The sequence below is a fragment of the Streptococcus sp. 2741 genome, from assembly GCF_013276315.1.
GTDB lineage: Bacteria > Bacillota > Bacilli > Lactobacillales > Streptococcaceae > Streptococcus > Streptococcus pseudopneumoniae.
In genome coordinates this window covers 1-12360 of sequence record NZ_VMKU01000057.1, presented here as the reverse complement: position 1 = coordinate 12360, position 12360 = coordinate 1, and the positions used below count along the sequence as shown (strand labels likewise).

At 41.7% G+C, this 12360-nt stretch carries 11 protein-coding genes; all 11 read right to left on the bottom strand.

Annotated features, from left to right (window positions below; genetic code table 11):
• Nucleotides 1-261: 261 nt before the first annotated feature.
• The 11 genes from HT671_RS06365 to HT671_RS06315 all read right to left on the bottom strand — a co-directional run bounded on the left by HT671_RS06365 (nt 262) and on the right by HT671_RS06315 (nt 12274).
• A complete protein-coding gene (locus HT671_RS06365; protein ID WP_023940720.1) occupies nt 262-1242 on the bottom strand; it encodes an acetylxylan esterase in 981 nt (326 codons plus the stop codon).
• Between the two features lie 316 nt (nt 1243-1558).
• Nucleotides 1559-3574, bottom strand: coding sequence for an ATP-dependent DNA helicase RecG (gene recG / locus HT671_RS06360; RefSeq protein WP_138703360.1), 2016 nt, complete (start codon nt 3572-3574; stop codon nt 1559-1561).
• Nucleotides 3575-3592: 18 nt separating this feature from the next.
• Nucleotides 3593-4696, bottom strand: a complete 1104-nt coding sequence (gene alr, locus HT671_RS06355; RefSeq protein ID WP_138703361.1) for an alanine racemase — start codon at nt 4694-4696, stop codon at nt 3593-3595.
• A complete protein-coding gene (gene acpS / locus HT671_RS06350) occupies nt 4686-5048 on the bottom strand; it encodes a holo-ACP synthase (RefSeq protein WP_000634996.1) in 363 nt (120 codons plus the stop codon). Before acpS ends, alr begins: the two co-directional genes overlap by 11 nt.
• Before the next feature lie 44 nt (nt 5049-5092).
• Entirely contained in the window at nt 5093-6124 is a 1032-nt protein-coding gene (locus HT671_RS06345; RefSeq protein WP_000864063.1) for a 3-deoxy-7-phosphoheptulonate synthase, read from the bottom strand.
• A gap of 1 nt (nt 6125) precedes the next feature.
• Nucleotides 6126-7157, bottom strand: a complete 1032-nt coding sequence (locus HT671_RS06340; protein ID WP_138703362.1) for a 3-deoxy-7-phosphoheptulonate synthase — start codon at nt 7155-7157, stop codon at nt 6126-6128.
• Nucleotides 7158-7237: 80 nt separating this feature from the next.
• The gene (secA, locus tag HT671_RS06335; protein ID WP_001274079.1) at nt 7238-9751 is read right to left on the bottom strand and encodes a preprotein translocase subunit SecA; all 2514 of its coding nucleotides are present in this window, start codon (nt 9749-9751) and stop codon (nt 7238-7240) included.
• A gap of 145 nt (nt 9752-9896) precedes the next feature.
• Nucleotides 9897-10184: a hypothetical protein gene (locus HT671_RS06330; protein WP_166735319.1), complete on the bottom strand. Its 288-nt coding sequence runs from the start codon at nt 10182-10184 to the stop codon at nt 9897-9899.
• 10 nt (nt 10185-10194) lie between these two features.
• A complete protein-coding gene (locus HT671_RS06325) occupies nt 10195-10845 on the bottom strand; it encodes an ATP-binding cassette domain-containing protein (RefSeq protein WP_138703363.1) in 651 nt (216 codons plus the stop codon).
• A gap of 3 nt (nt 10846-10848) precedes the next feature.
• Nucleotides 10849-11490, bottom strand: a complete 642-nt coding sequence (locus tag HT671_RS06320; RefSeq protein WP_138703383.1) for a hypothetical protein — start codon at nt 11488-11490, stop codon at nt 10849-10851.
• Nucleotides 11483-12274 (bottom strand): hypothetical protein, encoded by a 792-nt coding sequence (locus HT671_RS06315; protein ID WP_138703364.1) that lies wholly within the window; start codon nt 12272-12274, stop codon nt 11483-11485. The genes HT671_RS06320 and HT671_RS06315 overlap by 8 nt, the downstream gene beginning before the upstream one ends.
• Between the last annotated feature and the right edge of the window lie 86 nt (nt 12275-12360).

Sequence of the window (12360 nt, the reverse complement as noted above, 5' to 3'; positions counted from 1 at the left end):
AAGGCGAAGCTGACGTGGTTTGAAGAGATTTTTGGAAAGTATTAACACCTACAGACAAGCCTGACGATAGCAAGAACTACCCTACTCGATAGGTATCGGCTTTTGCTTTCTGAAAAAAATTATTTTAAGCAATTTGACAAAGCTAGCAACAAAAAATTCTATAAATATTTCCATGATAAAACGCATAGTATCAAGTCTTCTTAATCCCCTGATACTATGCGTGTTTGTGATTTTTAAGATTTTGTGCCTAGAGTCGACTCCTTATTTTAGATATTTGAAAGGAATCTCACTCCCACAGAGCCAGTTATAAACCTGGTCATTGACAAAAACATTCATGGCTTCGTGGGCATACTCAGGCATGATGCGATAAGCCTTATCGCAGATCAAACGATTGTAAATCGCAAACTGGGTAATGGGATAGCAAACATCGTCGTCCAAGCCCGTAATCATCTTAACCTCACCTTGGATACGATGGGCAAGATTTTTGACATCGATATAGGCAAGGGTCGCCATGATTTCCTCCTCTGTTTCATGAAAAGGATCGTGGAACTTGAAATAACGGAAAAGTTCATCATAAGCCTCACTAGTATTGCCAATCTCAATCACCCGTCTGAAGTCTGACAAGAAGGGATAGATGGAAACTGTTTTCTGAATTCGAGGATTGAGCGCTGCTGCAACCAAAGCTAGAGCACCACCTTGAGAGGCACCATAGCTAGAAAGACGCTTCTCATCTACCTCAGGCAGATTAGCAATAATTTCAACCAACTGGTAAATATCCAGATAAACATCCTTATAAAAGAGGTGATCCCGACCCTCCACAGCACCACGGATAATATGTCCCTTAACCGTATTTCCTAGAGGAGAACGCAAACCGTCTTGTGAATAGCCCGACTGGCCTCGAACATCCATGGAAACAACACCGTAACCAGCTACGGTGAAGCCCAGCATGTCGGCCCAATCCCAACCACGTCCCATATAACCATGGAAATGGAAGATTAGCGGAACCTTCTCCTCACTCTTTGGAAGAACGACGCGTGCATAGACCTTGCCTTCATTGCTTCCTTCAAAGGTTAGTTCATAGCACTTGACTTGAGGAATGTGGAAATCTCTTTCCTCCAAGTGGTAGGCTGGAAGCGTGGAAACTTTTTTCACTTCCTCATCCCAGAAAGCATCAAAATCTTCTGGAACCTCGTCCCTGCCTTTATAAGTCTTCATTTCTTCTAACAAAGCTGGATTTTTCATAGCATGCTCCTTTTATTTTGTAATCGTTACCACAACTGTAGCATATCTATATAATCAATGCAAGAAAGAAGGGTAAATAGAAAGTGAATTTAGATTCTTTACTTTTAGGATGATGGGCTAAAAGTAGTTTTAGAAACGAAAAAAGAGCATTTCGCTCTCTCTTCTGTTTATACTAGTTTTTTGCTTCTTTCTTTTGAAAAGTGCTTGGGTAATTTACTTTAATCGTTACTGTCATATGAGAGTCCTCGTTTCTTTTTGATGACTCTAGTATAAGGGCCAAACCTGAAAGCTTGCTTAAGTTTTCCTTAGAGAAAGCTTAATCCAGATGTTCTTTCTTTTCCAGATGAAAGGCAATCATGCGCCACTCTGGATCCTCTTGCCAGCCTTCAATAGAACTAATGTAACTAGCAACTTTTCTAGCTTCTTCTAAAATCGGAAAATCCTCGATAATATCAGCCACTTGGAACTCTGGAAGCCCTGACTGTCTGGTTCCAAAAATCTCACCAGAACCACGCATTTTCAAATCTTCCTCCGCAAGGACAAAACCATTGGTCGTTTCTGTCATGATACGCATGCGGTCTTTCCCAGAATCAGTCTTGGGATTGGCAACGAGAACAGCATAGGACTGCTTATCTCCCCGACCGACACGACCTCTAAGCTGGTGAAGCTGGCTGAGACCGAAACGATCGGCATCCATGATAATCATGACGGTCGCATTTGGAACATTGACCCCAACCTCGATAACTGTTGTCGAAACTAGAATATCCGTTTTTCGCTCTTTGAACTCCTGCATGATCTGGTCTTTTTCGTCACTCTTCATCTTACCATGTAGAAGAGCCACCTCTGCCTTGCCTGCAAAATGAGCCGTCAACTCCTCTGATAAGGCAATGGCATTTTTCAAATCCAGAGCTTCTGATTCTTCAATCAAGGGAGAGATGACATAGGCTTGAGAACCTTTTTGAATTTCCCCCTCTAACCAAGTCAAGACCTGAGGTAAGTGCTCATGCTTGATCCAGCGTGTCACAATAGGCTTCCGACCTGCTGGCATCTGGTCGATAATGGAAACATCCATATCTCCGAAGGCTGTGATGGCCAGCGTCCGTGGAATGGGAGTCGCCGTCATCATGAGGACATCTGGATTGTCGCCTTTTTCCCGTAAAATACGCCTTTGCCCCACACCAAAACGGTGCTGTTCATCGATGATAATCAAGCCAAGGCGAGCATAATCCACTCCATCCTGAATCAGAGCGTGGGTTCCGATAATCAAATCAGCCTCACCCTTGGCAATGGTCTCCAAGACTTCTCTCTTTTCTGCAGCTTTTAAGGAACCTGTCAAGAGAGCCAGTTTTAGGTCTGGAAAGAGACTCTGTAGACTCTCAAAGTGTTGCTCTGCGAGAATTTCTGTTGGTACCATGAGGGCTGATTGGTAGCCAGCTGTCACTGCCGCAAACATAGCCAAGCCAGCGACCACCGTTTTTCCGCTCCCCACATCCCCTTGCAAGAGACGATTCATGTGGTGATCCGACTTCATGTCTGTCAAAATTTCCTGTAAACTCTTTTCTTGAGCTGGGGTCAAGGAAAAAGGTAGATTTTCTTTAACTACTGTCACTTTTTCCTGAGACCAATTCAGAACCAGACCACTTCCCTGAACTCTATTTTCAGACTTGAGCGTCTGCAATTGCATTTGAAAATAAAAGAGTTCCTCAAATTTGATACGGCGAAGAGCCTGCTTGTATTCTGCCAAATCCTTTGGAAAATGCATAGCTCGGACTGCCTGACAACGGGACATGAGTTTGTATTTGTCTAGTAAAGACTGGGGCAGATTTTCTTCTATCAAGAGGTCCAGTCCCTGATCAAAAGCCGTCTTGATGACCTTAACCAGACTGGCCTGACTGATTCCCTGAGCCAGACGATAGACAGGCTGGAGGTCATCTTCTACCTGAGCCAGAACCTTCATCCCAGTCAGACTAGCCTTGGCACGGTCCCATTTTCCAAAGACAGCAAGAGTTGCTCCCAACTCTATCTTATCAGCTAGATAAGGCTGGTTAAAGAAGTTCACCGCAAAAACGACTTCTCCCTGTTTGAGGCTAAAACGCAGGCGATTGCGCTTAAAACCATAATACTGGACACTGGCAGGAGTCACGACTTGACCAGAAAGAACTGCCTTTTCACCGTCTTCCAGATCTAGCACCTGCTTAGTCTTAAAATCTTCATAACGGAAAGGAAAGTAGAGCAAGAGATCTTGCAAATTTTCAATTCCTAGTTTGGCGTATTTTTCTGCTGACTTTGGTCCCACACCAGGTAAGACATGCAAGGGTTGATGTAGATTCATGCTCCACTCCTTTCTTTTCTAATCATATTCTCTCGGAATGCGGTCGCTGAGAAGACAAACCACCTCATAGTTAATAGTCCCACGGTAGGACGCTACCTGAGTTGCAGTGATTTCCTTATCCCCATTGGAGCCAATCAAGGTTACCTTGGTTCCGAGTGGGTAAGGCTTAGGCAATCGAATAGTGATTTGGTCCATCGAAACCCTGCCGACAATTGGGCAAGCTTGGCCATCTACCAAGACAGAGAAATTTTCCATGTCTCTTGTCCATCCATCTGCATAGCCGATTGGCACGGTCGCGATGACCTGCTCGCTATCTGCCTGATAGGTCGCCCCGTAGCCCATGCAAGCTCCAGCTGAAACTGTCTTGACATGAACCAGAGCAGACTCCAAGGTCAAGGCTGGAATCAAGTCATAGGGTAAATCCAAGACCTCTCCGCTAGGATTAAGACCATACATAGCATCTCCCATACGAACCGCATTGAAAATAGTCTCTACATGCCAAAGAGTCGTTGCAGAATTGCTAGCATGAACCAGCTCTGGAAGACCTTTCATACTTGATAGAATGGTTTTAAACCGTTCTAACTGGGCATTAAAATAGTCATCTGATTCCTCATCAGCAGTCGCAAAGTGGGTAAAGATTCCTTCAACACGAACACCGTGTTGTCTGATCAAGTCTTGAGCCTGATCAGCCTCACTAGCCTCTCTAAAACCAATCCGTCCCATCCCTGAGTCAATCTTGAGGTGGACAGTCAAGCCAGTTAAATCTGCTTCCTTATCTAAGAGTGCTTGAATCCACTCCAATCCAGCCACTGTCAAGGTGATGTCATATTCTTTAGCTAGAGCAACAACTTCTAGCTCAGAAACTCCTAAAATAAGGATTTTCTTGCTGAGTCCAGCTTGTCTGAGTTCAATAGCTTCATCAATATTGGAAACGCAGAAGCCATCGACATCATCTTGAATCGCATTGGCAACAGCTACTGCCCCATGCCCATAGGCATTGGCTTTGACCACTGCCCACTTGAGTGTCCCCTCAGGGATATGAGCCCCCATTTGCTGAATATTGTGTCGAATAGCTCCCAGATGAATCAGAGCCTTGGTTGGTCTATGCGGACTAGCTTTCATGATTTTCCTCCAAAATGACACTGGCTGTCACAAACTGATCGGTATGGCTGATAGATAGCCAAATCTTTCCTGAAAATGGTGACTGACTAAAATAAGGCGCCCCGCGTTCATTGTTTAAGACTTCTAAATCCTGAAAACCGAGCTTGCCAATTCCCGTTCCCATGGCCTTGGAAAAGGCTTCTTTAGCCGACCAGCGACCAGCCAAATATTCGATTTGCCTGCGCCCTTTAAGACTGTTAAACCGTTCCATTTCCTTGGCTGTCAGCACGCGCTTGGCAAAGCCTTCATGTCGTGCAGCCGCTCTTTCTATAGAAGCCAATTCTTCGATGTCAATTCCGTGTCCAACTATCATTCTCATCAAAAGGAGTTGAGATTCCCCAACTCCATCCTTTTCACTTATTCTGCCAAGGTAGCATAGATTTCTTCTACCAAAGCCTCTGTATTTTCCCAACCTAGGCAAGGATCTGTAATAGAGCAGCCAAAGACCTCTGGTTGGTTTTGACGACCATCTGCTAGGTAAGATTCAATCATAAATCCTCGAACTGTCTTTTTAATTTTCTCATTCCAATCACGATTTTGCAAGGTCTGGCGAACAATTCGAATCTGCTCCATATACTGCTTGCCTGAGTTATCATGGTTGGTATCAATGAGGATAAAGGGATTTTCAAGTCCCATGGTTTCATAGCGTTCAATGGCTTGGAGTAGGTTTTCATAGTAGTAATTCGGCATATAATTGCCATACTCGTTAACTGCTCCACGGAGGATGACATGGGACAAAGGATTACCTGAAGTCTCAACTTCCTGCCCATGATAAAGGAAGGTTTGCTTATTTTGAGCAGCATAGATGGCGTTAAACATAACACCCAAATTTCCTGAGGTTGGATTTTTCATCCCTACTGGTGCATCAATCCCAGAAGCCACAAAGCGGTGCTCTTGGTCTTCCACAGAACGAGCTCCAACAGCATGGTAGCTGACCAAGTCATCCACCAAAATTAGATTTGACGGATAAAGCATCTCATCTGCCGTCGTCAAACCAGTCTCTGTAATCACTCGGTAGTGCAACTGGCGCACAGCCTGCAAACCGTTAATCAGGCTTGGAGCCTTAGAAGTGTCTGGCTGGTGAACCAACCCTTTATAGCCGTCTCCGTTGGTACGCGGCTTAGCAGTATACACGCGCATAACCATGAAAATCTTGTCCGCTACCTTCTTTTGCAAGGCTGACAAGCGGCGGGCATATTCCAAGACAGCTTCTTCATTATCAGAAGAGCAAGGACCAATTACCAAAAGGAGACGGTCATCTTCCCCTGAAATAATGTCTGCCAATTCCCTGTCACGGCTTTCCTTGAGTCTCAAGGCTTCCGCAGACAATTGGGTTTCAGCCTTAATGACTTCCATATCGATTTCTTGACCTTTTTCAATAAATGCCATCTTATTCTCCTAACGTTTTGTAAATTTCTCTGACAAGAGCTTCTGTGTTATCCCAACCCAAGCAAGGGTCTGTGATAGACTTACCAAATACTTCTGGCTCATTTTGTCGACCATCTTCCAGATAAGACTCAATCATAAAACCACGAACGAACTGCTTAATTTTTTCATTCCAAGCACGGTTAATCAAGGTCTGGCGGACAATTCGGATCTGTTCAATATACTGCTTACCAGAATTGTCATGATTGGTATCAATGATGATAAAAGGATTTTCCAAGCCCATTTTCTCATACTGGGCAATGGTATCAATTAAATTGTCATAATAGTAGTTGGGAATATTGTTACCATACTCATTAAGAGCACCACGAAGAATAGCGTGTGAAAGCGGGTTCCCAGTTGTTTCTACTTCTTTTCCTAAGAAAAGGAAACTTTGTTTGTTTTGAGCAGCATAAATCCCATTAAACATGACATTGAGATTTCCAGAGGTTGGATTTTTAAAACCAGTAGAAAATCCTGCCCCACTTGCCACAAAGCGGTGTTGCTGGTCTTCAACTGAACGGGCACCAACTGCCATGTAAGAAATCAAATCATCTACAAGCGGAAGGTTTTCAGGATAAAGCATTTCATCAGCAGTTGTCATCCCTGTTTCTGTGATGACACGATAGTGAAGATGGCGAACGGCTTTGATTCCATTGATAAGACTAGGCGCTTCTGTCGCGTTAGGCTGGTGAATCAAGCCCTTATAGCCATCTCCGTTGGTACGGGGTTTGGCAGTATAAACACGCATAACCATAAAGATACGATCTGCCACTTCTTCTTGTAGGACTGCCAAACGCTTAGCGTATTCAAGGACAGCTTCTTCGTTGTCAGATGAGCACGGACCGATTACCAAGAGAATCCGCTGGTCTTCTCCACGCATGATGGCTTCTAGCTCTTGATCGCGCTGTGATTTTCTCTCCAAAGCTTGGCCTTCTAATTTTGATAAGGCACGAACTTCTTCGATATTTATTTTAGGACTTTTTGCTGTAAATACCATAAGTCATCTCCTTATAAAGCAAACGGATACCAAGTAAAAATTTACTTTTCACAAGATATCCGCCTCTAAACTATCTCATTTTATTGTCTTTTACCGTGACAATTTTTAAACTTCTTACCAGAACCACATGGGCAAAGTTGATTGCGTCCAATCTGGCTCAAATCCAAATCTTCTGGCATACTTGCTTGGTGGGCAGCGATATTGCGAGTCGCTGTTGTACTGATATGGCGTTCTGCCTGTGGTCTTTCTTGTTCATGAATTTGTGCTTTCATCATCAAGCGTGTCACATCAAACTCAATCGAACCAATCATATCATTAAACATACGGAAACCTTCTGCCTGATACTCAACAACAGGGTTGTTCTGAGCATAACCACGAAGTCCAACCGCGTTACGCAATTGATCAAGGGCATCGATATGATCTGTCCACTTGTTATCCACCACTCGTAGAATCAAAACTTTTTGGAATTCTTTAACTGCTTCTTCATCGCGTAGTTTTGAAACCTGACTATCATAAACCTTCAAGGCACGTTGAAAAAGCTCTTCCTTGATGGCCTTATCAGACAAGCCTGACAAATCTTCCATCGTAATAGAATCTTCTGGAAGCAAGTTGTACTTAGCAAAGTTCAAAATTGCTTCAAGTTTTTCATCTTGTTTGGCACGCGCATGACCATCGACGACACGTTCAATCGTGCGTTTGTGCATAGCCTGAATTTCAGGTGCCAAGTCACGGTCTGCAGTGATGACATCGTAACGTTGAGCATAGATAATCTCACGTTGTTCACGCATGACATCGTCGTATTGAAGGACTTGTTTACGGGTATCGTAGTTATTTCCTTCGACACGTTTCTGAGCTGCCTCAACCTGACGCGTCAACATACGAGACTCAATGGCCTCTTCAGACATATTCAAGCGTTCAAATATGCCTTTCAAGCGTTCAGAACCAAAACGTTTCATCAAATCATCTTCAAGAGAGAGGTAGAATTGTGACTCACCTGGATCTCCTTGACGACCTGAACGTCCACGAAGCTGGTTATCGATACGACGACTTTCATGACGTTCTGTACCAATCACACAAAGTCCTCCAAGTTCACGAACACCTTCACCAAGCTTGATGTCGGTACCACGACCCGCCATGTTGGTTGCGATGGTAACGGCACCACGTTGACCAGCATTCATGATGATTTGGGCTTCTCTATAGTGATTTTTAGCATTCAAGACTTCGTGAGGAACACCAGCTGCGACCAATTTCTTAGAAATGTAGTCACTAGTTTCAACCGCTACTGTACCAACCAAGACAGGCTGACCCTTTTGGTAACGAGCCTTAACGTCTTCGACAACCGCTTTAAACTTAGATTCGATACTTGCATAAAGAAGGTCTGAGTGGTCAATCCGTTGAACAGGACGGTTTGTTGGGATTGGAATAACACGAATGTTGTAGATTTCACGGAATTCTTCTTCCTCAGTCTTACCTGTCCCCGTCATACCAGACAATTTCTTGTACATACGGAAAAGGTTTTGATACGTGATTGAGGCAGATGTCTTGGTTTCATCCTGGATTGGCACACCTTCTTTGGCTTCAATAGCTTGGTGCAAGCCATCAGAATAACGACGACCTTCCATGGTACGACCTGTAAATTGGTCGACAATCAAGATTTCTTGCTCTTCGCTCACCACATAGTCAATATCGAGAAGCATGATGTAGTTGGCACGAAGGGCATTATCGATAAAGTGAGTCAAAGCTACGTTTTCGATGTCATAGAGATTTTCAAGCTTGAAGTAGCTTTCAGCCTTGTCAATCCCTGAATCAGACAAACCAATAGTCTTAGACTGCACATCGATGATGTAGTCGTCTTTGTCCAAAGATTTTACATAGTGGTCTGCCATATGGTAGAGCTGACTGGTTTCAACTGCATTAGCACCTGATACGATCAAAGGTGTACGGGCCTCGTCAATCAAGATAGAGTCAACCTCATCGACCAAGGCATAGTTAAGCGGACGTTGTACCATGTTTTCAGCACGAACGACCATGTTGTCACGTAGGTAGTCAAATCCGATTTCTGAGTTGGTTGAGTAGGTAATGTCACACTCATAGGCTTCTTTTTTCTCCATTGGAGATTTGGCAGCCAAGTTAATCCCTACTGACAAACCAAGCCATGAGTACAATTCACCCATCTCAGTCGCGTCACGTTCTGATAGGTATTCGTTAACCGTAACTACGTGAACCCCTTTGCCTGAAAGGGCATTGAGGTATACCGGCATAGTCGCAGTCAAGGTTTTCCCTTCCCCTGTACGCATCTCTGGCACGTCACCATGGTGAAGAACGATTCCCCCCATGACCTGAACCTTATATGGGAAGAGACCTAGGACACGTTTGGCACCCTCACGGACAACCGCAAATGCTTCATAAAGCAATGAATCCAGCGATTCTCCATTTTGATAACGTTCTTTAAATTCAACTGTTTTTGCTTTTAGTTGGTCATCAGTCAAAGCAGCCATTTGGTCTTCGTATTTGAAAACCTTGTCAGCCATCTTTTCCAGACGACGGATTTCTCCTTTATCATTTTCGATAATTGTTTTTAAAATATTAGCCATGTTTTTCCTTACTTTAAATTCCGAATATTTTAGAATGTTCTTTTAATTTTAGCACAATTACTGATTATTTTCAAGGAAGAATCCCCATTTTGAAAAGGAAAAAGAGGCTAGTTTTCAAGCTAACCTCTCTGACTTTTATGATACTTTAATTACCAAAAATTGGCAAAAGAGCAAACAGGATAAATAGGTTTATCCAAAGAGAAAGACAGCAGATCAGTCCAAAAACAAAGAGACTGACTTTCTTGGACAGCAAGGCCATCAAAATGGACAGAATGCCAAAAATTAGCAAGACTTTCTGTATGCTGAAGAGGTCAATCTTTCCCCCCAGAATCGGACTGCCCCAAGGAAGAAAGAAGAAAGCAATCCAGATCAACAGAACTAAACCAATATAGACCTTAGAATAGCGTGTAATAAATGATTTTAGATGTGCCATAAGCCACCTCCTAAGCTTGTATATCTTTTGAATACTGTATATGTCCATTTTCGACAACTAATACATCTGTACAAAGGTCTGAAATATCTTCCGATATATGCGACGTCAGGATAACCAAACCATTTTCTTTTTTCAGATAAGATAAAATGACCTGTTTGGTTAACCTCACACTCTTCTCATCCAAAGCATTCATAGGTTCATCAAGAAAGAGTATAGATGGTTCGGCAATAAAGGCTTGAATCAAAGCCATTTTTTGCTTTGTTCCTAAGGATAAATGACGGTATTCAACGTCTTCAAATTCCTGTAAATCATAGTATTGAATCCAATAGGCAATTCTTTTTTCCGTAACTTTAGATGAAAAATACCTTAACAGTTCCAAATTTTCTCTCAGGGATAAATGAGATAGAAACTCTACCTTTTCAATTAAAATCCCCGCATCCTGAATATAATGATTTTTTACCCCGTAAACTTTGCCATCTTGAAGAACTTTTCCTTTGTCAAGCTTAATATAACCAGCAAGTATCTTTAAAAGAACTGTCTTGCCAGATCCATTATCACCTTTAAGGCCATAAATTTTTCCTGATTGAAAGACCAGATTTAACTGATTTAAAATAGGTCTTTTCCCATAAATTTTCTGTCCATTTATAATTTCAAGTCTCATCGTTTATCCTTTCTTAAATTTCTCTTCTAACCGACTAACAATCAAGATAACTAATAAACTTAAGAGTCCTAAATATACTATCACAATATGATCCATCATCCATTCTTGTCCCACAAATGCTAAAAAATAGAGAAAAAAGGAAAAACCAGCGCCCGCACTAATAAGTGCTATCAGATAAGACAGTAGCAAATACAACATCATTAACTGAGCAAGTAAAAAGAAGAGAGCAACTGTTTTGAAATGAATTCCTAGCGGAAGTAAACCAAGAAACCAGACAAATAAATCTTGAGTAAAAAATTTAGAAATGACAACCAATCGTTTCCTTGTATAATCGAAAAAGGAGCTTGATTGATAGCGAATCAAGTGATGGTAATGGTCTGCCAAATCAGTTTCAAGTAAAATGACAGAGAGCCATCCAACCATGAAAATAGAAAGGTTTAACAAGAGTTTGGGGATTTCTAAATTCACTTCAGAATAGTCATTATAGAAAAAGATTGAAATCAATTCCCTCTTGAAAAAGAGAAAAACATCCTGCTTTTGAACCGCTGTTGACAATAGATAGTTGGTCAAAATCATCATCAGAACTATACGAAGTAGTAAAACGATCTTTCTCTTTAGCCAAATATTGTTAAAATTCTTAAACATTATCTTCATATTTTTCAAGCACCATATAAGAGACGATGTAAAGGATGTAAGGAGTAAAGAGTTTCATCAAACTGACATCTCCATAGCTAGATTGCATCAAACTCGTCATAGGAACCATATAGTAAGGCAAGGCACTATAGAGCAACATAGAACCAAGCCAAAGAAACATCAAATAGGCGATTGCCGAACGAGTCACATTCCCTAAATAATCAACTATTTTTAAAAAATAGACCGTATTGATGAAGATACCGATTAGAAGAACACACATAAAAAACAAATAACTTTTTATTTCTCCATCTAGAAGCCTTTGTAAACTACTCCCATCAGAAAATAGAGAATTCCATTCCAGAGGAGAAAAAGTCCCAAAGAAATAGGTTATGATTGCAATTATCAGCACAGTCACTAAATATATTACACAAGGGATACTTGCGACTTGAAAAGTCAACTTTCTTTTTAACCCTTGATAACTCACTTCTCTTCCAATACTCAATCGTAAAACTTTCTTTTTCAGCTCAACATATTGAAAACCTAGCAAAGAAATGATGATTGGAATAATAAATGATTGATAAAAGCCTAGATTGAACTGGAGAATACGAAAATCTAACGCTGATTTTAATAAGTCATTTTTAATTGCTTGTCCATTAAATTTGGCTAGATCAGGCGCATGAATATCAAAAAAGAAATAAGTCATCAAAAAATCACGATAAACCAAAGCAAGAAAAATCAAAGTAAGCAAGACATAAACAAATTTATGCCTTGCCAAAGTTAAGAGAGGAATCTTCATAAGCCACCTCCTACAAATAGAAAGTAATATAATACTCAATGAAAATCAAAGAGCAAACTAGGAAACTTGTACTTGAGTACGGCAAG